This is a genomic window from Leifsonia sp. ALI-44-B, assembly GCF_001984125.1.
Classification (GTDB): domain Bacteria; phylum Actinomycetota; class Actinomycetes; order Actinomycetales; family Microbacteriaceae; genus Okibacterium.
This window is the reverse complement of the sequence record NZ_MTQL01000007.1, coordinates 772,868-794,740: the sequence shown is the minus strand read 5'-3', so window position 1 is coordinate 794,740 and position 21,873 is coordinate 772,868. Positions and strand designations below refer to the sequence as shown.

General features: G+C 64.4%; 21 protein-coding genes, 1 tRNA gene and 2 rRNA genes. 7 read left to right on the top strand and 17 right to left on the bottom strand.

The genetic code is table 11. The features are described from left to right. From crtI to ALI44B_RS10775, 3 genes are read right to left on the bottom strand one after another with little or no spacing between them, the layout of a single operon-like run. Nucleotides 1-1,581, bottom strand: a complete 1,581-nt coding sequence (gene crtI, locus ALI44B_RS16180) for a phytoene desaturase family protein (protein WP_077054670.1) — start codon at nt 1,579-1,581, stop codon at nt 1-3. Continuing rightward, a complete protein-coding gene (locus ALI44B_RS16175; RefSeq protein ID WP_077054669.1) occupies nt 1,578-2,477 on the bottom strand; it encodes a phytoene/squalene synthase family protein in 900 nt (299 codons plus the stop codon). The genes crtI and ALI44B_RS16175 overlap by 4 nt, the downstream gene beginning before the upstream one ends. Next, complete coding sequence (locus ALI44B_RS10775) at nt 2,474-3,544, bottom strand: polyprenyl synthetase family protein (protein ID WP_077054668.1); 1,071 nt, start codon at nt 3,542-3,544, stop codon at nt 2,474-2,476. The genes ALI44B_RS16175 and ALI44B_RS10775 overlap by 4 nt, the downstream gene beginning before the upstream one ends. Before the next feature lie 86 nt (nt 3,545-3,630). Here ALI44B_RS10775 and idi point away from each other — a divergent pair, with 86 nt between their 5' ends. Beyond that, on the top strand, nt 3,631-4,179 hold the full coding sequence (gene idi / locus ALI44B_RS10770; protein ID WP_077054667.1) for an isopentenyl-diphosphate Delta-isomerase: 549 nt from the start codon (nt 3,631-3,633) through the stop codon (nt 4,177-4,179). Here the strand turns inward: idi and dcd are convergent. Then, nucleotides 4,176-4,781 (bottom strand): dCTP deaminase, encoded by a 606-nt coding sequence (gene dcd / locus ALI44B_RS10765; RefSeq protein ID WP_077054666.1) that lies wholly within the window; start codon nt 4,779-4,781, stop codon nt 4,176-4,178. The genes idi and dcd overlap by 4 nt on opposite strands. A 108-nt stretch (nt 4,782-4,889) precedes the next feature. Here dcd and ALI44B_RS10760 point away from each other — a divergent pair. Further along, a tRNA-Gly gene (locus tag ALI44B_RS10760) sits at nt 4,890-4,960 on the top strand. 40 nt (nt 4,961-5,000) lie between these two features. On the opposite strand, the gene ALI44B_RS10755 is transcribed toward ALI44B_RS10760, so the two are convergent. Next, nucleotides 5,001-5,519 carry a DinB family protein gene (locus tag ALI44B_RS10755; RefSeq protein WP_077054665.1) on the bottom strand — a complete coding sequence of 173 codons (519 nt, stop codon included), beginning with the start codon at nt 5,517-5,519 and terminating at the stop codon, nt 5,001-5,003. A gap of 89 nt (nt 5,520-5,608) precedes the next feature. On the opposite strand from ALI44B_RS10755, the gene ALI44B_RS10750 reads away from it, so the two are divergent. The 4 genes from ALI44B_RS10750 to ALI44B_RS10735 all read left to right on the top strand — a co-directional run bounded on the left by ALI44B_RS10750 (nt 5,609) and on the right by ALI44B_RS10735 (nt 7,970). Then, nucleotides 5,609-5,911: a DUF2470 domain-containing protein gene (locus ALI44B_RS10750; protein WP_077054664.1), complete on the top strand. Its 303-nt coding sequence runs from the start codon at nt 5,609-5,611 to the stop codon at nt 5,909-5,911. A 181-nt stretch (nt 5,912-6,092) separates the two neighbouring features. Further along, nucleotides 6,093-6,503: a DUF4383 domain-containing protein gene (locus tag ALI44B_RS10745; protein WP_077054663.1), complete on the top strand. Its 411-nt coding sequence runs from the start codon at nt 6,093-6,095 to the stop codon at nt 6,501-6,503. Nucleotides 6,504-6,554: 51 nt separating this feature from the next. Continuing rightward, a complete protein-coding gene (locus ALI44B_RS10740; protein ID WP_077054662.1) occupies nt 6,555-7,130 on the top strand; it encodes a hypothetical protein in 576 nt (191 codons plus the stop codon). A 162-nt stretch (nt 7,131-7,292) separates the two neighbouring features. Then, nucleotides 7,293-7,970 (top strand): biliverdin-producing heme oxygenase, encoded by a 678-nt coding sequence (locus ALI44B_RS10735; protein ID WP_077054661.1) that lies wholly within the window; start codon nt 7,293-7,295, stop codon nt 7,968-7,970. A gap of 117 nt (nt 7,971-8,087) precedes the next feature. On the opposite strand, the gene ALI44B_RS10730 is transcribed toward ALI44B_RS10735, so the two are convergent. After that, the gene (locus ALI44B_RS10730) at nt 8,088-9,374 is read right to left on the bottom strand and encodes an ATP-dependent DNA helicase (protein WP_077054660.1); all 1,287 of its coding nucleotides are present in this window, start codon (nt 9,372-9,374) and stop codon (nt 8,088-8,090) included. Between the two features lie 45 nt (nt 9,375-9,419). Here ALI44B_RS10730 and ALI44B_RS10725 point away from each other — a divergent pair, with 45 nt between their 5' ends. Further along, on the top strand, nt 9,420-10,709 hold the full coding sequence (locus tag ALI44B_RS10725) for a hypothetical protein (RefSeq protein WP_083709884.1): 1,290 nt from the start codon (nt 9,420-9,422) through the stop codon (nt 10,707-10,709). Between the two features lie 6 nt (nt 10,710-10,715). On the opposite strand, the gene ALI44B_RS10720 is transcribed toward ALI44B_RS10725, so the two are convergent. The 11 genes from ALI44B_RS10720 to ALI44B_RS10670 form a co-directional block, all read right to left on the bottom strand. After that, nucleotides 10,716-12,698 (bottom strand): bifunctional copper resistance protein CopD/cytochrome c oxidase assembly protein, encoded by a 1,983-nt coding sequence (locus ALI44B_RS10720; protein ID WP_083710155.1) that lies wholly within the window; start codon nt 12,696-12,698, stop codon nt 10,716-10,718. A 132-nt stretch (nt 12,699-12,830) separates the two neighbouring features. Beyond that, complete coding sequence (locus ALI44B_RS10715; RefSeq protein WP_077054659.1) at nt 12,831-13,118, bottom strand: HU family DNA-binding protein; 288 nt, start codon at nt 13,116-13,118, stop codon at nt 12,831-12,833. 251 nt (nt 13,119-13,369) lie between these two features. After that, a complete protein-coding gene (gene rpsN / locus ALI44B_RS10710; protein WP_077054658.1) occupies nt 13,370-13,675 on the bottom strand; it encodes a 30S ribosomal protein S14 in 306 nt (101 codons plus the stop codon). Nucleotides 13,676-13,677: 2 nt separating this feature from the next. Next, nucleotides 13,678-13,845: a 50S ribosomal protein L33 gene (rpmG, locus tag ALI44B_RS10705; protein WP_077054657.1), complete on the bottom strand. Its 168-nt coding sequence runs from the start codon at nt 13,843-13,845 to the stop codon at nt 13,678-13,680. Continuing rightward, a complete protein-coding gene (gene rpmB / locus ALI44B_RS10700) occupies nt 13,845-14,081 on the bottom strand; it encodes a 50S ribosomal protein L28 (protein ID WP_077054656.1) in 237 nt (78 codons plus the stop codon). Before rpmB ends, rpmG begins: the two co-directional genes overlap by 1 nt. 227 nt (nt 14,082-14,308) lie before the next feature. Next, entirely contained in the window at nt 14,309-14,728 is a 420-nt protein-coding gene (locus ALI44B_RS10695; RefSeq protein ID WP_077055535.1) for a Fur family transcriptional regulator, read from the bottom strand. A gap of 86 nt (nt 14,729-14,814) precedes the next feature. Then, entirely contained in the window at nt 14,815-15,690 is an 876-nt protein-coding gene (locus ALI44B_RS10690) for a metal ABC transporter permease (protein ID WP_077055534.1), read from the bottom strand. 53 nt (nt 15,691-15,743) lie between these two features. After that, complete coding sequence (locus tag ALI44B_RS10685) at nt 15,744-16,664, bottom strand: metal ABC transporter ATP-binding protein (RefSeq protein ID WP_083709882.1); 921 nt, start codon at nt 16,662-16,664, stop codon at nt 15,744-15,746. 173 nt (nt 16,665-16,837) lie between these two features. Beyond that, on the bottom strand, nt 16,838-17,848 hold the full coding sequence (locus ALI44B_RS10680; RefSeq protein WP_077054655.1) for a metal ABC transporter substrate-binding protein: 1,011 nt from the start codon (nt 17,846-17,848) through the stop codon (nt 16,838-16,840). A 170-nt stretch (nt 17,849-18,018) separates the two neighbouring features. After that, a 5S ribosomal RNA gene (gene rrf / locus ALI44B_RS10675) occupies nt 18,019-18,135 on the bottom strand. Between the two features lie 211 nt (nt 18,136-18,346). Continuing rightward, nucleotides 18,347-21,468: ribosomal RNA gene (locus ALI44B_RS10670) — 23S ribosomal RNA — on the bottom strand. Nucleotides 21,469-21,873: the final 405 nt, after the last annotated feature.

The window sequence follows — 21,873 nt, the reverse complement described above, 5'->3', positions numbered from 1 at the left end:
TCAGCGCTGTCGGCGTCGAATCAACGGCTCGGGCAGCGGACCCGTCGAGGTGTCGCCGTGCACGCGCTTCAGCACCAGCTCGGCGCTGATGAGGCACATGGGCAGCCCGATGCCGGGGATCGACGACCCGCCGGCGTAGTACAGCCCGGTCACCTTCTTGCTCACGTTGCCGGCCCGGAAGAAGGCGCTCTGCGACAGGATGTGTGCGGGCCCGAGCACGCCGCCCTTCCACGAGTTCAGGTCCCGCTCGAAATCGGCCGGTCCCACCTCTTCGCGCACGACGATGCGCTCCTCGAGGTCGGGGATGCCCGCCCATTCGGCGATCTGACGGATGGCCGCGTCGCCGATCTGGCGCACCCGGTCATCCCCGGCGCCGCCGATGCTCGGGTCGGCCGGGATCGGGATGAGCACGAAGAGGTTCTCGTGCCCCTCGGGAGCCACGCTGTCGTCGGTCGCGCTCGGGCGGCACACATAGATCGAGGCGGGGTCGGGAACCGAGGTCGGCTCGCCGAAGATGCGTCCGAAGTTGTCGGCCCAGTCCTCGGTGAAGAACAGCGAGTGGTGCAGCAGCTCGGGCAATTCGCCGCGCACGCCCAGATAGAGCAGCACGGCGCCGGGGCCCGAGGTCTTCTTGTTCCAGTACTTCTCGGGGTAGGTCTGCAGGTGCGGCGGCAGCAGCTGCGTCTCGGTGTGGTGCAGATCGGCGGCCGACACGACGATCTCTGCGTTGAGCGTGCGCGCCTCGCCGTCGGCATCCACATAGGCCACACCGGTTGCGGCCGGGCTCTGACCGCCCGCGGTGAGAATGGCCGTGACATCCGCGTTCGTGACGATCTCGACGCCCTCGTCGCGAGCCAGCTCAGCGATCGTCTCGATGAGCCGCACGAAGCCGCCCTGGGGATAGAGGACGCCGTCTTCGAGGTCGAGATGGCTCATGAGGTGATACATGCTGGGTGTGGAATAGGGCGACGAACCGAGGAACACGGCGGGGTAGCCGAGCACCTGGTTCAGGCGCGGATCCTCGACATAGCGCTTCGTGAACGACGACAGCGGTTCGGCCAGCAGCCGCAGCAGCTTGGGTGTGCGCGAGAGCACGTCGGGTCGCAGCAGCGGCAGGAACGACTGGAACGTCGTATAGAGGAACCGCTTCTTCGCCATCTCGTAGGTGTCGGCCGCCGAGTCGAGGTATTCGGCCATACGCTTGCCGGCCCCCGGCTCGATCTCGTCGAACAGGGCCAGGCTCTTCTCCCGATCCGAGCGGATGTCGAGGGTGTCACTCCCCCGCCCTTCGAAGAACACGCGATACCCGGGGTCGAGCGGTGTCAGCTCGAGCTGTTCGGCGCTCGTCGTGCCGAGCAGCTTGTAGAAGTGGTCGAACACCTCGGGCATGAGGTACCAGCTGGGGCCGGCGTCGAAGCGAAAACCGTCGCGTTCGCGCAGCCCGGCGCGGCCGCCAACGTTGTCGCCGCGTTCGAGCAGGGTCACGCGTTTGCCGTCGCGCGCGAGCAGCGCGGCCGTGGCGAGTCCCGTGATGCCGCCTCCGATGACGACGACCCGTTCGTTCTCGGTGATCTCGATCATCGGGGCATCCTTCCGGCCGCGGCGCGCGCGGCGAGCGCGGCCTTGACGGGGTTGGGCACACGCACGCGCGTGCTGGCGAGGGTGGCGGCGGGGGTCGCGCGAATGCGTTCGTTCAGTTCGGCGAAGAGCGATTGCGCGAGCACCACGGCACGGCGACTCGAGTCGGGCAGCTCGGGCAGCACGGCCGCCGAGATGGCCAGGTCGGTATCGATGTCGGCCACGAGCCGGTTCTTGTCGGCGTCGCTGAAGGCGTCGAGGTGCACGCCCGGGAAGTAGTTGCGGCCCAGCACGTCGAAGTCCGCCGACAGGTCGCGCAGGAAGTTGACCTTCTGGAAGGCGGCTCCGAGGTGTTGCGCGCCATCCACGAGCCGTCGTTCCTGCTCGGGCGTGATGCGGTGGCCGTGCAGGAAGGTCTTGAGGCACATGAGCCCGACCACCTCGGCCGAGCCGTAGACGTAGGCGTCGAAGCTCTCGGGCGTGTGCTCGGTCTCGGAGCAATCGGCGCGCATCGACGCGAAGAAGGGTTCCGTCAGCTCGCGCGTGATGCCCACGCGGCGGGCGGTGAGCGCGAAGGCGTGCACGACCAGGTTGGTGCTGTACCCGCGTTCGACGGCCCGGTCGGTCTCGGCCTCGAGCGCGTCGAGTTCGGCCAACACCGCGGCACCGTCGAGGCCCGCATCGGATGCCACGCCATCCACGATCTCGTCGGCCAGACGCACCAGCGCATAAATGTTCTGCACGTGCACGCGCACACTCTTGCCGAGCAAACGCGTGGCCAACCCGAACGATGTGGAGTAGTGCTTGATCACCACGGCGGCCGTCTGCACGGCGACCTCGTCGTAGAGGCGGCGGCCCGTGAGCGGTTGGCCCGAGCGAGGGGCCTTCGGCGGCGTCATCGCGCGCGCTCCAGTACGTTGGCCACGATGGGTCGCAGCTCGTCGCGCGTCGCGGCGGGGATCGACGGGGATGTCAGGGCCTCCCAGGCCCGGTTCGCATAGTCGCGCGCCAGGGCCTCGGTGTAGGTCCGCGCGCCGCACTCCTCGAGCACCGCGCGGATCTTCTCCGCACCGTCTTCCTCGAGCGCCGGCGAGCCGAAGAGTTCGCGCACGCGCATCCATTCTTTGCAGGTCGAGGCGTAGGACACCAGGACGGTGCGCTTGCCCTCGCGCAGATCGCCGATGGTCGATTTGCCGGTCGAGCGCTCGTCGCCGAACACACCGAGCACATCGTCGACGATCTGGTAGGCGATGCCGATGAGTCGGCCGAACTCGCCGAGGGCCGTGACCGTCGCGTCGTCCGCCCCGGCCAGTACGGCGCCCGATTGCAGGGGTGCCTCGAACGAGTAGACGGCGGTCTTCAGCCGTTCCATGTCGACGACCTCGTCGACGGTCGGGGCTTCGGGGCGCAGCGAGAAGTCCACGTCGGCCAGTTCGCCGGCGGCCGAGGCCGACACCGCGCCGTCGAGCAGTTCGCGCAGACGCAAGCGAGTCACATCATCCGCGCCCGTGCGGTCGACGAGGCCATAGGCGCCCGAGAGTGCGAGGTCGCCCGCGATGACGGCCACCGACATGCCGCGGTGTTCGGCGGCGGGGGTGGCGAAACCGGCCGTCGTCGCCTGGTCGCGATAGCTGCCAGAGACATTGGGGATGCCGCGGCGCACGAAGTCCCGGTCGATCACGTCGTCGTGCACGATGAGGGCCGTGTGCAGCATCTCGTAGGCGGCCGCGAGTTGTCCCGCGGCGGGCAGGTCGTCCCCACCCAGCGACACGTACGCGGTCATCACCATGCGGGGTCGAAAGCGCTTACCCCCCGAGGTGTTCTGCTCGATGACGTTCCACAGTTTGAGGTAGCCGTCGCCCCACTGTTCTGCGCGGCGTTTCGCGAGCACGAAGTAGCGTTCCAGCGCCTCTTCCGCGTGCTGCAGTCCGCGAGAGGAGCTCTCGACCAGATCGGGATGGTCCATAGATTTGAGGCTACTTCATGGTTCTGAGAAATTAGTACGCTGGCTGACCATTTGGAGCACCCCGTGCCGTGGCGCAGAATAGGGGTATGACTTCGTCCGTCGAACAAGTGGTGCTCCTCGCAGAGGACGGCGCCCCGATCGGCGTCGCCGACAAGGCCACCGTGCACGATCTCGATACCCGCCTCCACCTGGCCTTCTCGTGCCACGTGTTCGACGAGGCTGGCCGCATCCTGGTCACCCGTCGGGCGCTGTCGAAGCTCACCTGGCCGGGCGTCTGGACGAACTCGTTCTGCGGCCACCCCGGCCCGGGCGAAGACCTCACCGAGGCCGTGCACCGTCGCGCCGAACAGGAGCTCGGCATCCCCGCCGGCGCCCTGCTTTCTCTCGAGGCCGTGCTGCCCGATTTCCGCTACCGCGCGGTCGACGCGTCGGGTGTCGTCGAGAACGAGATCTGCCCCGTCTATCGCGCGATCGTCGACGCGAGCGCGCTGCAGCCGAGCGCCGACGAGGTCGCCGAGTACTTCTGGGCCGAGCCGCACACGCTGCTGTCGGCCGTCGAGGCCACGCCCTTCGCGTTCAGCCCGTGGCTCACACTGCAGCTGCCGGGCGTCATGGCGGCCCTGCACGCGGCTTAGGCTCCCGGCGCTCCCGCGTCGGTCACGCTGACATCGGTGCGGTGGAAGTTGAACGACGAGCGGGATGCCGTGGGCCCGCGCTGCCCCTGATAGCGCGAGCTGTACTCGGCCGAACCATACGGTTTCTCGGTCGGCGACGACAGCTGGAAGAAGCACAGCTGCCCGATCTTCATGCCCGGCCACAGTTTGATGGGCAGCGTCGCCACGTTGCTCAACTCGAGCGTGACGTGGCCCGAGAAACCGGGGTCGATGAAGCCGGCGGTCGAGTGCGTCAGCAAACCGAGCCGACCGAGCGAGCTCTTGCCCTCGAGGCGGGCGGCCACATCATCCGGCAGCGTCACCTGTTCATAGGTCGCGCCCAGCACGAACTCGCCGGGGTGCAAGATGAAGGGCTCGTCGGGTTTCGTCTCGATCAGGCGCGTCAGCTCGGGCTGGTCTTCGGCCGGGTCGATAAACGGGTACTTGTGGTTGTCGAAGAGCCGGAAGTAGCGGTCGAGGCGCACGTCGACGCTGGATGGCTGCACCATCGCGTCGTCCGAGGGCGCGAGCCCGATGCGCCCGGAGGCCAGTTGAGTCTTGATGTCCCTGTCGGATAGCAGCACGCGCACAGTTTATCGACGGCCGGGCCGCCCCCGCTGACACACTTGCTAGGATGTCGGAAGCGCTCACCCCCGTGGCGAGCGCCAACCCGGGCCCCGGCCCGACTCTTCGCGGATGTAGTTCAATGGTAGAACTTCAGCTTCCCAAGCTGATAGCGCGGGTTCGATTCCCGTCATCCGCTCATCTTTCTCGGCCTGCGCAATATCTTCAGCGCGATCTTCTCAGCGCGTCACATCCCACAGGTGATGCACCGGGTCGTGCACGAAGTACCGCGCCAGCGTCTCCACCGTGAAGCGCGAGCCGTCGCTCCTCAGCCCCGTGCGGTCGCGCAGTTCGGCGGGCACGCGCTCGAAGTCGGCCGCCGCGCGCTCGGCCGCCGCGACCAATTCCCGCGCCACCACGGCCGGGTCTTGAGCGGCGTAGTTCTCTTCCACGGCCGTGCGGTCCTGATCCCAGTCCTCGAACTCGGGGGCGTCCTCTTCGAGCATGAGCGCCAGCCGCGTGTCGAACCGGCGAAAAACATCCCGCACGTGCGCCGCATACTCGAGTGCCGACCACGTGGCGTCATCCGGCCGCTCGGCCACATCGGCGCGCTGCAGCACCGCGGGCCAGGCCTGGGCGTTCTCGCGCACGAGGCCGGGCACGTCGTCATAGGGCGTGGCCGACGAGTCGAAACCGCACTCGTCGCACCGCCGCTCCAGCACCCAGGTCCAATTCTTGGTATCAGGCTCGATCGTCATGCGAACACCCTATGAAGGGATGCCGCGTCACCGCCGCCGCACAACCGCCACCCTCCCCCGACATCCCGCCACGGGCTAACATCGCACCCATGACCTTCTCCTTCGAGCCCGCGATCGTCGATGCCGTCCTGAAGCACATGAACGAGGACCACCCCGAAGACAACCTGCTCATCGCACGTGCCTTCGCGACAGAGGCAGCGGATGGCGCCACCATGACGGGTCTCGACGGCGACGGCGGCCTCTGGCAGGTGCGGTCGGGCACGGCCACGGCCGACGTGCGCGTGCCCTGGTCGGGCGCTATCACGGAACGCTCGGAAATCCGTCGAGAGATCGTCGTCCTCTACGACCGTGCATGCGAGAAGCTCGGCGTCGCGCCCCGCCCGCACGACTGAGCAGCGCGCGCGGCGATTGTGCCCGAATCATCCCGTGACCGGGTTTTTCTCAGAGGCCTACCACACGCTACCGCGCGCACGCCAGGCCCCCCGTATTTTGGGACCAAACCTATTCTGTGAGTCCTCCGAATGAATAGCATGTGCAAACAACCGTTGCACTCAGTTATTTGGAGGAACTCAAATGCGCACATCACCTAACCGCCTCGTGGCGACCATCTTCGGTGCCGTCTACCTCGTCGTCGGCCTGCTCGGCTTCGTCGTCGCCGGTGGCGTCGGCTTCATCGCCACCGAGGGTGGCCTGCTGCTCGGCATCTTCGAGGTCAACCCGCTGCACAACATCGCCCACCTGCTCATCGGTGCCGCCCTGTTGATCGCCGGTCTGTCCAACACGGCCGCCGCCAAGTCGGTCAACGTCACCATCGGTGCCGTCTACCTGCTGCTCGGTATCGTCGGGTTCTTCCTCGTCGGCACCAGCCTCAACATCCTCGCCCTGAACACGGCCGACCACTTCCTGCACCTCGCCAGCGCCATCGTGCTGCTCGGTGTCGGTCTCGCCGCCGACAAGGCCACGCCCCGTTCGGTTGCCGTCTAACCGATACACACCATCACGATTCGGCCAGGAATAACGGAGAGAGGAGTCACCGTGTCTCACACGACGCGCATCTGGATGGCATTGGCCAGCTTGGGGGCTGGTCTCGTGCACCTCGCCATCGGCGCGGGCTCCCCTCTCCCCCTGGCGATCTTCCTCATCGGTTTCGGTGTGGCCGAGATCGTGTGGGGCCTGTCGATCATGGCTCGTGCGCACACTGTGTTGCCGCGCACCGTCATGGTGGCCTCACTCATCCCGGTCGCGCTCTGGGCGCTGCTCCTCACGGTTTCGATCGTGGCGGGCAGTTCATCCCTGGCTTCCACCGTTCCCCTCCTCCCGATGGCAGTCGGGTCCCTGTTGAATCTGTATGTGTCGGGGTCGCTCGCCGTGGCCCGCCGACGTTTCGATCGCGAATCGGATGCTGCGGCATCCGTGTCGTCGACGACGTGGGCGGATGCGGCGGCGGGTCAGCCCCAGGCTGGCCGCTACGTTCTCGGCCTGGTGTTCGGCGCTTTGCTCGTCTCGGGCATGGTCACGCCGGCGCTGGCCTCCACGAATGCTGGTCAGTACGCCGTGCCTCACGGCTCGCACGGATTCGACGTGACCGATGGGGGTCATAGCAACCACTAGGCATCCGCGGTTTCGGCCGCGCGGTGTCCGGCACAGCGGGCGTCATCCAGACTTCGGGTCAGGATGGCGCCCGCTTCGTTTTCGCCCGACCACTGGACAACGGCACTTCCCCTCCCACTAAACTAAGCCTTACCTAACTTCGCTTTGTCTCTGGGAGCCGCCATGACACCCGTAATCCCCTTCTCCGCCGCCCTGCGCGAGCGCACCCGCACGGGTCACTCCTCCAGCGAGGGCGCCGACTTCATGGGCGACCTCATGAGCGGCAAGGGCACGCGCGACGACTACGTCTCCCTCGTGGCGCAGCACTACTTCATCTACGAGGCCATCGAGCGTTCGGCCGAACAGATGAAGAACGACCCGGTTGCCGCCCCCTTCATCTCCTCCAAGCTCACGCGCTTGCCCGCCATCGAAGAAGACCTGCGCTTCCTCATCGGCGACGACTGGCTCGAGCGCATCGAACCGCTCGCCACGACCCGCGCCTACGTCGCGCGCATCAACGAGGTCGGCGCCACCTGGGCCGGCGGTTTCGTCGCGCACCACTACACGCGCTACCTCGGCGATCTGTCGGGCGGGCAGATCATCCGCACGCTCATGCAGCGCCAGTTCGGCTTCGACACCAACGGCGTCGGCTTCTACCTCTTCGGCGATATCGCCAAGCCCCGCGAGTTCAAGGACGTCTACCGCGCGCAGCTCGACGCCGTGCCGTGGGACGATGTGGAGCGCGACCGCGTCATCGACGAGGTCATGCTCGCCTACCGCTTCAACACCGAGCTCTTCGTCGACCTGGCCGACCAGAAGGCCGTCCGCGAGGGCACCTCCACCGAAGCCGTCGTCGCCTAGCTGCACTCCCCGCGCCCACTCCCGCAGAGGACGCATGCTCACGGCCGTGGCGCGTGTCGGCCTTGCCGGACGCGCTTGCCTCGAAGGCCACCTCTAGACGGCGCCGAGTGCGCGCTCTTAGCGCTCGATGCCCCGCATGAACCGCTCGACGTCCTTATCGACGATCACATCGGATGGACGCAGCGGCCGCGTCAGGTACAACCCCTCGAGCGCGGTCAAGCGGCTCAGAGCCACATAGGTCTGCCCGGGGCTGAACGCGCGCGCCCCGAGGTCGACGATCGCGCTGTCATACGTCTTGCCCTGCGATTTATGGATGGTCACAGCCCACGCCAGCCGCAACGGGAACTGCGTGAACTCCGCCACGATCTCCTTGCGCAGCTGCTTGGTCGCGGCCGAGTAGGTGTAGCGGTACTTCTCCCAGACCACAGGTTCGACCTCGAACTCGTGCCCCTCGACATCCACCCAGACGTTGGCGTCGATCTTGGTGACCTGCCCGATGGTGCCGTTCACCCAGCGCTGCCCGTCGCCCCCGCCGCCCGCGTCGTTGCGCAGGAACATGACCTGGGCACCGACCTTGAGCTCGAGCGCCTCGTCGGCCGGGTAGGCACCCTTGCCGAAGTCACCCGACACCTCGGCTTTGGCGGTCAGCGCGCGGCCCGGCAACTTGGCGAGCGAGGCGTGGTTGATGCGGTTGACGGCGTCGTTGCGGCTCGCCAACGTGATGGTGCCGTCGTCGGGGGGCGTGCGCGCGCCCGTGCTGTTGAGCACGCCGGCGATCTCGGCCGTCACCTGCCCGTGCCGCACGGCGTTCAGCATGTACTTGAAGTGGTCGTCGGATTGCCGGTGGATCTGCCCCAGCTCGATCACGTTGAGCGGCGTCTCCTGCCACACCTTCGCGTCGAAGAACCAGAACGAGCGGTAGTTGTCGTTGATGTACTCGAGCTCGTCGCCCCGGCCGGGCACGGGCGCCAGCTGGTAGGGGTCGCCGAAGAGCACCACCTGCACGCCCCCGAAGGGTTCGAGGCGGCGCTGCCGGGCCTGGCGCAGGCTGCGGTCGATGCCATCCATGAGGTCGGCGTTGACCATCGAGACCTCGTCGATCACGAGCGTGTCGATGCTGTTCAGCAGTTTGCGCACGTTGTCGGGCTGGTCGAGATCGTGGTCGGCGATCAAACCGATGGGCAGCCGAAACAGCGAATGGATGGTCTGGCCACCCACATTGAGGGCCGCCACCCCGGTCGGCGCGCAGATGACGATCTGCTTCTCGGTGTTCCACGACAGGTGGTTGAGGAGCGTCGATTTACCCGTGCCGGCGCGGCCCGTGATGAACAGATTCTCGCGCGTGCCCTCGATCCGCTCGAAAACCGCCTGCTGTTCGGCGGAGAGGGTGATCTTGTTCTTCACGGCTGCCTTCGTAGTGCGGCGATCGGGCTCCTTTATGATAGCCGGGTGAGCAACGACCGCCCGACTGACCCCGCCTCCGCCGCGCCGACGCCGGCGCCGGGTGCGCCAGCGGGCTCGTACGCCGCCGGCGCGCCCATCCCGCCCCGCCCGGCCATGCCCCCCGCGGGCCCCCCGCAGCCGCCCTACGGCTCCGCGCCCGGCTCGGGCACCCCTGTGTCCGCCCCCTCAGCACCGCAGTTCGGCGGTCCCGGCCTCGCTCAGCCCGCGCCCGCCGCCGCACCGCGCACCCCGGCTTCCCGCCGCCGCACCGTCATCGCCCTCATCGTCGTCTCCGCGCTCCTCCTCGGAGCCGTAGGCGCCACGATCGGCGCCCTCAACCGCGACGTCTACTCGGCCGCCGGTTTCGTGCGCACCTACCTCGGCCACCTCGCCGCGCGGGATGCCGCAGCCGCCCTCGCGGTGCCGGGTGTCGCGGTCTCGGCGAAACAGCTGGCCGCCGACGAGCTGCCCGCCGATGCCTCCGACGCGCTCCTCCGCCGCGCGGCCCTCGGCACCCTCACGGACATCGAGCTCGTCTCCGACACGGATCGCGGCAACGGCCGCCACGAGGTGCGCTACTCCTACAACGCAGGCGGCGTATTCGGCGAGTCGACCTTCGACGTCGAATCGGCCGGAACCCGGTTCCCCCTCATCCCCGCCTGGCGTTTTCACACGAGCCCGCTCTCGGTCGTCAACCTCACGGTCGAGCATTCGACGTCGTTCCGCGCCAACGGCTTCGACGTCGACACGCGTCAGGTCGCCCCGAAGGGCGAGAAGCCGGCCTTCAACAACGTCGTCAACCTGCAGGTCTTCACCCCGGGCCGCTATACCTTCGACCACGAGTCCGACCTGCTGACCGCCTCCCCCGACAAGCTCCTGGTCGAAAAACCGGCCGCCGTCGACGAGGCCACGGTCACGACGACCCCCACTGACGCATTCGTCGACGCCGTGCAGAAGGCTGTGGACGACCAGCTCGACGCCTGCGCCGAACAGACGGTCCTTCTGCCGACCGGTTGCCCCTTCGGCACCACGATCGACGACCGCGTGCAGGGCGATGCCGCCTGGTCCATGACCGAGTACCCCGAGATCGAGATCGAGGCGGGTGAGGATGCCTGGAGCATCCCGTCCACGCCGGGCACCGCGCAGATCGAGGTCACCGTCCAGTCACTCTTCGACGGCTCGGTGAAGCAGCTCGACGACGACGTCGACTTCGACATGGTCGGCTCGGTCTTCGTCACGGGCGATCAGAAGGTCACGGTCGTCACCGAACCGGCCCCCACCTCCCGCCGCAACTAGCCGTCGCTAGCGAGAGTCGCGCGCCGCCATCTTCTCGAGCCGCTGGTTGTATTCCTTGAGCTCGGCGTCGTCGGTGCGGTCGGCGTTGCGGTCGACGCGCTTCTGTTCCTTCGTATCGCTCTTCGCCCACTGAATGGCCACGACGATCGCCAGCGCCACGGTCGGGATCTCGCCGACGCTCCACGCAATGCCACCGCCGGTCTGCTGATCGATCAGCGGCGTGTCACCCCACGTGCGCCCCATGGCCCCGAACCAGTCCGCGAGGAACAACCCCGTGCTCGACATGATCGCGAGCCCGAAGAACGCGTGGAAAGCCATGGTCGCCAGCAGCAGCAACAACCGGAACGCATACGGGAGTCGGTAGGGCACCGGGTCGATGCCGATGAGCGACTGCACGAACAGGAAGCCCACGATGAGGAAGTGGATGATCATCCACTCGTGTCCGAAGTGGTCGGTCATGGCCCAGCGCAGCAGGGGCGTGTAGTAGAACACCCACAGCGAGCCCGCGAACAGCACGGCCGCCACCAGCGGGTTGGCGATCACACCGGCGAACTTGGAGTGCACGGCCAGCAGGATCCACTCACGGGCGCCGCGCGAGCCATCCGACCGCTTCTGGATGGCGCGCATTGCCAGCGTCACGGGGGCACCCGGCACCAGCAACACGGGCACGGCCATCGTCAGGCCCATGTGGCCGAGCATGTGGATGCTGAACAGGTAGTCCTGGTACGCGTTGATGCCACCGTTGGTCAGGTAGAACAGCACGAGCATGCCCAGCACCCACAGCACCGAGCGGTAAACGGGCCAGGCATCCCCACGCTTGCGCAGGCGCCGCACGCCGGCGAGGTAGAAGAAGATGCCGAAGGCGCACACCAGCACCCAGATCAGGTCGAAGTCCCACGTGGTGAAGAGGCGCACGAAGGTCAGCGGCGCGGGCAACGGCTCGTCGGTGAGCAACTGCGCGGGCGTCTGGACGGGCGGAACCTCTTCACCCACGGGCGTCGCCGTGCGCGCCAAGGCGGCGGCAACACCCGAAGCCACACCCATGAAGGCCAGCTCGGCCGTTGCCAGGTACCAGAAACGAGCGGTGATGGATGCTGTCACCGCCGTGCTCGCGGCCGCCATGCGGTCGATCACCCAGTTGCGGTGCAGCGCGCCGAACATGCCCAGCACGATCAGCGCCGCGACCTTGACCAGCACCAGCACGCCGTACGGGGTGAGCAACCGGTCGAGGCTGCCGATGCGCAGTTCGGCGCTCACGTAGCCCGACACCGCCACGACGATGAAGCAGACGAGCGCCAGGGTGGAGTAGCGCCGCAGCACGGCCATGAGCCGCCCCTGCTCGAGGTCTTTGCGAATGAAGACCAGCGTGATCAGCCCGCCCAGCCACACGGCAGCGAACAGCAGGTGCAGCCCCAACGCCGTGATGGCCGCGTTGTGGCCGGAGGTGCCGGCCGCGTGCCCCTGCTGGGCCATGGGGATGAGCGACGCGACGGCGAGCAGCCCCACGAAGAACATGAGCGTCTGCCCACGGATGGCGAAGCACAGCACCGTGACCGTCGCGCCGATGAGCGTGGTGGCGAGCCAGGCCTGGCCCACCTCGACCTGCGTGAAGAACAACCCGAGCTTGGCGCCGAAGGAGTCGTCGAACGACAGCGCCGTGTTCGTGACGCTCAAGAACGTGAAGAAACCCGTCAGACCGGATGCCACGGTGAAGAAACCGGCACCCGCCGCGGCGATGTCGAGCGCATGCCCGTATTCGTCGCGTTTCGGGCTGAGCGCGAAGAGTGCCAGCGCCACCGAACCGATCATCACGGCCGCGCCGATGTTGACGAGCATCTTGGATGCGGGCAGCCCCCAGCGCACGAGAGCGCCCGGGTCGGCGAGCAACTGCGCCGTCGCACCCCCGCCATAGGCGAGTGCGGCGATGAGCGCGAGGAATGCGACCACCAGAAGGGCCGCGGGCGCGGCGATACGGGGTAAACGTGGCACCACACAAGCCTACGCTCTCCACCCGAGCGTCCCCTGCCCGGGCCGCCGCCGCGGGGCCGGCACACGAACCGTTCGTTAACGCCAGAAGGGGCGCCGCTTTCGCGACGCCCCTTCCGAACAGTGCAGGTGAGACTACTTGACGGCAGCCTTGAGCTTCGAACCAGCCGAAACCTTGACCGAGTGGCCGGCCGGGATGGCGATCTCAGCGCCGGTCTGCGGGTTGCGGCCCGTGCGGGCAGCGCGCGAGGTGCGCTCGACGGCGAGCCAGCCCGGGATGGTGACCTTGACGTCGTTCTTCACCGAGTCGGCGAGAACGGAGAAAAGGGAGTCGAGGACGCCACTGACGGCGGCCTGGCTCTGGCCGGACTCGGATGCGACCTTGGCAACCAGTTCGGTCTTGTTAAGCGTCTTATCAGCCATTGAGTTGTCCTCCTCGGACGTGCTGTGTTGCACAGCGAGTTTGTTGTAGACGAATCGATGCGACCTGGGTCACATCCTTACCGGTCTCATCGACCGCCTCGAATGTACCAGGATTCCCCGCGTTTTCGCGGTTCATTGGGCCTAAAAGGCGTTTTCCGTCGGCGTGTCCCAGCAAACGTGGAGGCGCCGGAAAGCCGAAAGGGCGACCGACGTGGTGTCGATCGCCCTTTCGGAACGTGAATGTCTGCTGATTACCAGCTGGACTTGGTGATGCCGGGCAGCTCGCCCTTGTGTGCCATGTCGCGGAAACGAACGCGCGAGATGCCGAAGCGCGAGAGGTGTCCACGGGGACGACCGTCGACCGCGTCGCGGTTGCGCAGACGGATGGGCGAAGCGTCGCGGGGAAGCTTCTGCAGGCCGAGGCGCGCGGCCTCGCGGGACTCGTCGGTGCCGTTCGGGTCGACGAGGGCCTTCTTCAGCTCGAGGCGCTTGGCGGCGTAACGCTCGACGATAACCTTGCGCTGCTCGTTCTTGGCGATTTTGCTCTTCTTAGCCATGTTTAGCGCTCCTCACGGAATTCAACGTGCTTGCGCACTACGGGGTCGTACTTCTTGAGTACGAGACGGTCGGGGTCGTTGCGACGGTTCTTGCGGGTCACGTAGGTGTAACCGGTGCCAGCCGTCGAACGGAGCTTGATGATCGGACGTACGTCCTGGTGCTTTGCCATTAGATCTTCTCCCCACGGGCCAGGAGGTCCTTGACGACGGACTCGATGCCGCGTGCGTCGATGACCTTGATGCCCTTAGCGCTCAACGTGAGAGTCACGTTGCGACGCAGGGACGGCACGTAGTACGTCTTCTTCTGAATGTTCGGGTCGAAACGACGCTTGGTGCGTCGGTGCGAGTGCGAAATGTTGTGCCCGAAGCCGGGAGTGGCGCCGGTCACCTGGCAGTTTGCTGCCATGGTTTCCTCCAATTACCGCAGAGCGAGTGCCCTGCCCAAGATCTCTTGTCGGCACAGTTCATCCCCGATCTGAAAGAAAGGGGGTATATGTGCGGTCTAGGCGGCGGAATCCACCCAGCCAAACATCAAGCTTAGACGCAGACACCCGGATGCCGCAACTCTCGTCGCTGCCCGGTCACTCGAGCATGGTGCGGGATGCGCGCGCAGGTCCAGTCCGCCCGTGACGTCTAATGCGCCGAGGAGTTCGCCACGGCCGCCTTCTGCGAGCAGACCTCGCAGAGCCCGAAGATGTCGACGATGTGCTGCGCCTCGGTGAACCCGTGCTCGCCGGCGACGCGGTGCGCCCACTGTTCCACCTCGGTGGCCTCGATCTCGACCGTCTTTCCGCAGTTGCGGCAGATCAGGTGGTGGTGGTGAGCAGTCGACTCGCACGCGCGGTAGAGGCTCTCGCCCTCGGGCGACTGCAGTGAATCCGCCTCACCTTCGGCCTGCAAGTCGGCCAGGGCGCGGTACACCGTGGCCAGGCCGATGGGCGATCCGGTGTCGCGGAGTGAGGAGTGCAGGCTCTGCGCGCTGATGAAACCCTCGTTCTGGTCGAGCGCGCCGCGGACAGCCTCACGCTGCCACGTGTTCCTCTTCGCAACCATCATGTCTCCTTAGTTCCGCCCCGGAATGGAACGCTTACCGAGTCGCGCATCCGATGCTGGATGCCATCGCCTCATTCGGGCCCCGCTCAGACGCCGACGTTCTGCCGATGCATTCGGCCGGCCCGTGCGCTCGTGCGCACACCGATCAACCGGCAGACCACGTAGATCGTGAACGAGATCGTCGTGATGTAGGGACTGATCGGCAGCGAACCGCCGATGGCCAACAGGATACCGCCGACCGCTGACACAAACCCGAACGTCATGGCCAAAAGTGGCACGACAACGGGCGATGCCGACACGCGCAGGGCCGCGGCAGCCGGTGTCACCAGCAGGGCGAGCACGAGTAGCGCTCCGATGATCTGCACCGACACGGCGACGGTGAGACCGAGCAACACCATGAAGGCGAGCGAGACCACGCGGGTGGGCACGCCACGGGCAGCTGCGACATCCGCATCGAGGCTGTCGAACGTGAGCGGCCGCCACATCAGAAGAAGGGCCACCATGACGACGATGCTGATGGCGATGAGGACGCCCAGCTGCGGGTCGTCGACGGAAATGATCTGCCCGGTCAGCAGCCCGAACTTGTTGGCGCTGCGCCCGGGATACAACGCCAGGAACAGGATGCCGAGCCCCAACCCGAAGGGCATGAGCACGCCGATGATCGAGTTGCGGTCCCGCGCTTTCGCCCCCAGCAGCCCGATCAGGATGGCGGCCACGAGCGAGCCCACAAGCGACCCCGCCACCACGTTCGCCCCGAAGAGCAGAGCAGCGGATGCGCCGGCGAACGACAGCTCGCTGATTCCGTGCACCGCGAACGCCATGTCCCGCTGCATCACGAACACGCCGATCAGACCGCCGACGATGCCGAGCACCGCACCCGCGATGATCGAGTTCTGCACCAAACCCAGAAGCTCGCCGTAGTTCTCGAAGTTGAAGAGACGCCCCCACAGGGAATCATCCATCTTCAGGCCACCGCCCACGGCAGCGACCATGCCGAGAACGCTTACTGCGCCGCTCATCGCCCGCCGCCGTTCTGCACGTCGGGCAGCCGCGGCGGCACGCCACCGAGCCCGACACTGACGTCCGATTCGTGGTGATGCTGAGGCTCACTCTCGGGGATTCCGACCACGACCACGCGTCCGCCCGTGCGGAGCACGTCCACCGGAGTTCCATACAGCTCGGACAGAACGTCCGCGCGCAGCACCTCGTCCGGCGTTCCCTCCCGGAATTGCCCACCGGCCAAGTACAGGATGCGGTCGACCATGCCCAGCACAGGGTTCACGTCGTGCGTGACGAACACGACGGCAGTGTCGTGCTCCCGCCGGCGTCGGTCGATGAGTTCGCTGACCCCTCGCTGGTGCTGCAGGTCCAGGCTGAGCAGGGGTTCGTCGCAGAGCAAGAGCAGGGGATCCCCTGCCAGCGCCTGCCCCACGCGCAGCCTCTGCTGCTCGCCGCCCGACAGCACCCCGACAGGGTCGTTGCCGTATGCCGTGGCACCCACGTCCGCCAACAACCGGTCGACCTCGTCGCGCTCCCGCTTACCCGTGAACGGGATGCCGAAGCGATGCCCGTTCACGCCGAGCGCCACCAGGTCGCGACCGCGCATAGGCGTTCCCGCGGCAATCAACTTCTGCTGCGGAATGTACCCGATCCGCCGGTCCCCACGGCGCGCGGAGTGTCCGCCAACGTGCGCGGTTCCGGCGTCCAGCTGCTGCTGCCCCAGAATCGTCTTCAACAAACTCGTCTTGCCCGAGCCATTCGGCCCCAGCACGGCGAGAAACTCCCCGGGCCGCACGTCGAGATCCAACCCGTCCCAGAGCGTCCGTCCGCCAAACCCGAGCTTCGCCCCACTCAATTGCAGAGCGGATGCCGCGGCCCCCGTTTTCGCGGCCCCGCGAGACTCGACGGCCCCTCGTCGTGGGGCACCTTCGCTCATGCCGCCAAGAGGCCCCCGGCGGCTCGCTCCGTCACCCGCTGAGTCCTGCTCACCGCTACCACGCCGTCGAGAGGAAGTCCCGGCGCCGTCTACTCCCTCTGCACCCGCAGGGCGCGCCAAAGCGCCACCGCCCGTTTCGGCGGTGGCGCCCAGGTCTTCGTTCGGATGGCTCACTACTTGAGCACGTCCGAGACAGCTTCGATGTTTGCGGTCATCCAGCTCACGTAAGTGTCACCTTCTGGCATGGTTTCGGTGAAGGACACGACCGGGATGCCGGCATCTTTCGCCGCCTTCTCGACCTCAGCCGTTTCGGGCCCGCTCGTCTGCTCATTGTAGGCGAGCAGCGCCACCTCGTGATTGCTGAAGATCGCGAGCGTCTCCTGCAGCACAGAGGGAGAGACGTCGGTGCCTTCTTCGATGGCCTCGCTGAATGCGTCGGGCGTCTTGTTCTGCAGCCCGATCTCCTCGAGCAGGTACAGCGGCACCGGCTCCGTGATAGCGGCCCCCTTGCCCTCGGCCTGCGGCTTGAGCGCTTCAGCGGATGCTTCGAGCTCCTTCAGCTGCGCGGAGAAAGCTTCGTAGTTCTTCTCGTAGGTCTCCGCGTTAGCGGCATCCTTCTCACCCAGCTCGTGTGCGAGTTCGTGCGCAACCTCGTCCATCGCCGAGAAGCTGTACCACACGTGCTCGTTGAAGCCCTCGATGTGGTCGTGCCCCTCGTGCTCGTCGGCGGCCTCGGTGCTCTCCGCTTCGGCGGCTGGGCTGGATGTCGATTCCTCATGCTCGTGGTCGTGCTCCTCGCCTTCGTGCCCGGGCATCAGCCCCGACAGCTCCGACGCGTTGATCACGACGACACCCTCGGTCGATCCGGCGTCGAGCAGCGTGTCGACGAAGGGATCGTAACCGCCACCGTTCTCCATGACCACGTCTGCGCGCGACACAGCCAGGCGATCCTGCGCGCTGGCCTCGTAGCTGTGCGGGTCTTGGGCGGCGCTCGTGATGAGGCTTGTCACCTCGACATCATCGCCACCCACCTGCTTGGCGATATCGCCATAGACGTTGGTGGATGCGACGATCTGCACCTTGCCGGAGTCAGCCGTGCTTCCACCCGTCGACGAGCAGCCCGTGAGGATGAGCGCGGCCACGAGTGGAGTGGCGACCATGGCGCCCAGAGCAGTCTTCTTCATACCGAAAACGCTACCTTATTGATAACCGTAATCAAAATCGCTGGCCATACGGCGGGCCAGAGGCGGCTCGAGCTCGTTAACGACGATAAGGCCGCCTTTCGGCGACCTTATCTGGTGGTGTTAAAGCGAAAATGGCCACCCAAACGTTGGGTGGCCATTTTCAATGTTAAGTCCGGCGGTGTCCTACTCTCCCACAGGGTCCCCCCTGCAGTACCATCGGCGCTGAGAGTCTTAGCTTCCGGGTTCGGAATGTGACCGGGCGTTTCCCTCTCGCTATGGCCGCCGAAACATTAGGGATCATACGATCAGTTCATGTTCCGAAGACTTCACCCGTGAACCTGCCACAACACGGGTGTTGTGGGGTTCTGAACGGGTGTAGCTGTTCAGTTATGTTGTGTTGCTTTGTTCTCGACCGTACATCGAGAACCACAGAGTGGACGCGTAGCATCATGTCATTCGATACGAATTTCATGCTTCACCCCTCAAAGGGGGTGGGTGATTATCAAGTTATCGGCTTATTAGTACCGGTCAGCTCCGAGAGTCTTTAGTCCTCTCTTCCACATCCGGCCTATCAACCCAGTCGTCTGGCTGGGAGCCTCTCGCCCGAAGGCATGGAAATCTCATCTTGAGGCCGGCTTCCCGCTTAGATGCTTTCAGCGGTTATCCATCCCGAACGTAGCTAATCAGCGGTGCTCCTGGCGGAACAACTGACACACCAGAGGTTCGTCCAACCCGGTCCTCTCGTACTAGGGTCAGATCCTCTCAAATTTCCTGCGCGCGCAGCGGATAGGGACCGAACTGTCTCACGACGTTCTAAACCCAGCTCGCGTACCGCTTTAATGGGCGAACAGCCCAACCCTTGGGACCTACTCCAGCCCCAGGATGCGACGAGCCGACATCGAGGTGCCAAACCATGCCGTCGATATGGACTCTTGGGCAAGATCAGCCTGTTATCCCCGAGGTACCTTTTATCCGTTGAGCGACAGCGCTTCCACAAGCCACTGCCGGATCACTAGTCCCGACTTTCGTCCCTGCTCGACTTGTCAGTCTCACAGTCAAGCTCCCTTGTGCACTTACACTCGCCACCTGATTGCCAACCAGGTTGAGGGAACCTTTGGGCGCCTCCGTTACTTTTTGGGAGGCAACCGCCCCAGTTAAACTACCCACCAGGCACTGTCCCTGAACCGGATTACGGTTCGAAGTTAGATATCCAGAGTGACCAGAGTGGTATTTCAACGATGACTCCACGAACACTAGCGTGCCCGCTTCACAGTCTCCCACCTATCCTACACAAGCCACACCGAACACCAATACCAAGCTGTAGTAAAGGTCACGGGGTCTTTCCGTCCTGCTGCGCGTAACGAGCATCTTTACTCGTAGTGCAATTTCGCCGAGTTCGCGGTTGAGACAGCTGGGAAGTCGTTACGCCATTCGTGCAGGTCGGAACTTACCCGACAAGGAATTTCGCTACCTTAGGATGGTTATAGTTACCACCGCCGTTTACTGGGGCTTAAATTCTCAGCTTCGCCTTACGGCTAACCGTTCCTCTTAACCTTCCAGCACCGGGCAGGCGTCAGTCCGTATACATCGTCTTGCGACTTAGCACGGACCTGTGTTTTTAGTAAACAGTCGCTTCCCACTGGTCTCTGCGGCCCTGCAGCGCTTACTGGAGCAAGTCCATTCACGCCTTAGGCCCCCCTTCTCCCGAAGTTACGGGGGCATTTTGCCGAGTTCCTTAACCACGATTCTCTCGATCTCCTTAGTATTCTCTACCTGACCACCTGAGTCGGTTTGGGGTACGGGCAGCTAGAACCTCGCGTCGATGCTTTTCTTGGCAGCATAGGATCATCGGATCATGCCCTTACGGGCTCCCCTTAAGTTCTCAGCCTTCATGAGAGACGGATTTGCCTATCTCTCGGCCTACAACCTTGGCCTAGGACAACCATCGCCTAGGACCGACTACCTTCCTGCGTCACACCTGTTAATACGCTAACCGCACCAGCATAGGGTCGAGCGCTAGGCCTTGACCGTCACCCCGAAGGGATCAGTGACAAGGATTCAGACTCTTAGCATCACTGGATTAGTTTGGGCGGTTCTTCGCCGGTACGGGAATATCAACCCGTTGTCCATCGACTACGCCTGTCGGCCTCGCCTTAGGTCCCGACTTACCCAGGGCGGATTAGCCTGGCCCTGGAACCCTTGGTCTTTCGGAGGACGGGTTTCTCACCCGTCTTTCGCTACTCATGCCTGCATTCTCACTCGTGTGGCGTCCACGGCTGGTTCACACCGCCGCTTCACTCGCCACACGACGCTCTCCTACCCATCCATACGCCTGGACCCACAAGTGGGCCGGGCTAAAATATAAATGCCACAACTTCGGTGGCGTGCTTGAGCCCCGTTACATTGTCGGCGCGGAATCACTTGACCAGTGAGCTATTACGCACTCTTTCAAGGGTGGCTGCTTCTAAGCCAACCTCCTGGTTGTCTGTGCAACTCCACATCCTTTCCCACTTAGCACGCGCTTTGGGACCTTAGTTGGTGGTCTGGGTTGTTTCCCTCTCGACTATGAAGCTTATCCCCCACAGTCTCACTGCTGCGCTCTCACTTACCGGCATTCGGAGTTTGGCTGACGTCAGTAAGCTTTTGGGCCCCATCGGCCATCCAGTAGCTCTACCTCCGGCAAGAAACACGCAACGCTGCACCTAAATGCATTTCGGAGAGAACCAGCTATCACGAAGTTTGATTGGCCTTTCACCCCTATCCACAGCTCATCCCCTCCATTTTCAACTGAAGTGGGTTCGGTCCTCCACGACGTCTTACCGTCGCTTCAACCTGGCCATGGATAGATCACTTCGCTTCGGGTCTAGGACATGCGACTGAATCGCCCTATTCAGACTCGCTTTCGCTACGGCTACCCCACACGGGTTAACCTCGCCACATATCGCTAACTCGCAGGCTCATTCTTCAAAAGGCACGCTGTCACCCCTACAAGGAGGCTCCAACGGTTTGTAAGCAAACGGTTTCAGGTACTATTTCACTCCCCTCCCGGGGTACTTTTCACCTTTCCCTCACGGTACTTGTTCACTATCGGTCATCTGGGAGTATTTAGGCTTATCAGGTGGTCCTGACAGATTCACACGGGATTTCTCGGGCCCCGTGCTACTTGGGATACTCTTCGGGCGATAACTGCATTTCGACTACGGGGTTCGCACCCTCTCTGACTGATCATTCAAAATCATTCGTCTATACAGCGCTCTAACCCTTCTCCATCGGCAGACAGAAAAGAAAAGTCCCACAACCCCGACCATGCAACTCCTGCCGGATATCACACATAATCGGTTTAGCCTGTTCCGGTTTCGCTCGCCACTACTCACGGAATCGCTTTTGCTTTCTCTTCCTGAGGGTACTGAGATGTTTCACTTCCCCCCGTTCCCTCTACCCGCCCTATATATTCAGGCGGGAGTCACCAGGTCACCCAAAGGGCCTGGCGGGGTTTCCCCATTCGGAAATCCTCGGATCACAGCTCGTTTATCAGCTTCCCGAGGCTTATCGCAGATTACTACGTCCTTCTTCGGCTCCAGATGCCAAGGCATCCACCGTTTGCTCTTAGAAACTTGAAATCACATGAGTTCGAATCGAATTTCTCGTAAGAAATTGACCAATGGATCACCAACACCGAAGTGTTGGATAAATCATTGTGTTTATCAAGACACGGAACATAAAGTTCCGCATCTAAGATGCTCGCGTCCACTGTGTAGTTCTCAAAGTACGGGCGGTACCTGCCCAACCGGCCAGTAATGCCGATCAACCCAGGTCCCAGACCAAAAAGGTCCGTAAGAGTCAGTCCCGCAAATCCCCCTCAATAGGAGGCCTTCACGTTTCTGGTCCCTCAGGACCCAACAGCGTGCATACACCACCACTCCCCTGCCACAGCTTTCCAATCTCCCGAAGAAGACGTACTCGCCGTAAACACGTTCACGATGATGTCAATGTCAATGTTCCACCCATGAGCACCACGCGAGAAC

Coding starts and splice junctions, on each gene's coding strand:
- crtI (WP_077054670.1), bottom strand. CDS start 1,581: ATGATCGAGATCACCGAGAACGAACGGGTCGTCGTCATCGGAGGCGGC.
- ALI44B_RS16175 (WP_077054669.1), bottom strand. CDS start 2,477: ATGACGCCGCCGAAGGCCCCTCGCTCGGGCCAACCGCTCACGGGCCGC.
- ALI44B_RS10775 (WP_077054668.1), bottom strand. CDS start 3,544: ATGGACCATCCCGATCTGGTCGAGAGCTCCTCTCGCGGACTGCAGCAC.
- idi (WP_077054667.1), top strand. CDS start 3,631: ATGACTTCGTCCGTCGAACAAGTGGTGCTCCTCGCAGAGGACGGCGCC.
- ALI44B_RS10755 (WP_077054665.1), bottom strand. CDS start 5,519: ATGACGATCGAGCCTGATACCAAGAATTGGACCTGGGTGCTGGAGCGG.
- ALI44B_RS10750 (WP_077054664.1), top strand. CDS start 5,609: ATGACCTTCTCCTTCGAGCCCGCGATCGTCGATGCCGTCCTGAAGCAC.
- ALI44B_RS10745 (WP_077054663.1), top strand. CDS start 6,093: ATGCGCACATCACCTAACCGCCTCGTGGCGACCATCTTCGGTGCCGTC.
- ALI44B_RS10735 (WP_077054661.1), top strand. CDS start 7,293: ATGACACCCGTAATCCCCTTCTCCGCCGCCCTGCGCGAGCGCACCCGC.
- ALI44B_RS10715 (WP_077054659.1), bottom strand. CDS start 13,118: ATGGCTGATAAGACGCTTAACAAGACCGAACTGGTTGCCAAGGTCGCA.
- rpsN (WP_077054658.1), bottom strand. CDS start 13,675: ATGGCTAAGAAGAGCAAAATCGCCAAGAACGAGCAGCGCAAGGTTATC.
- rpmG (WP_077054657.1), bottom strand. CDS start 13,845: ATGGCAAAGCACCAGGACGTACGTCCGATCATCAAGCTCCGTTCGACG.
- rpmB (WP_077054656.1), bottom strand. CDS start 14,081: ATGGCAGCAAACTGCCAGGTGACCGGCGCCACTCCCGGCTTCGGGCAC.
- ALI44B_RS10695 (WP_077055535.1), bottom strand. CDS start 14,728: ATGGTTGCGAAGAGGAACACGTGGCAGCGTGAGGCTGTCCGCGGCGCG.
- ALI44B_RS10690 (WP_077055534.1), bottom strand. CDS start 15,690: ATGGATGATTCCCTGTGGGGGCGTCTCTTCAACTTCGAGAACTACGGC.
- ALI44B_RS10685 (WP_083709882.1), bottom strand. CDS start 16,664: ATGAGCGAAGGTGCCCCACGACGAGGGGCCGTCGAGTCTCGCGGGGCC.
- ALI44B_RS10680 (WP_077054655.1), bottom strand. CDS start 17,848: ATGAAGAAGACTGCTCTGGGCGCCATGGTCGCCACTCCACTCGTGGCC.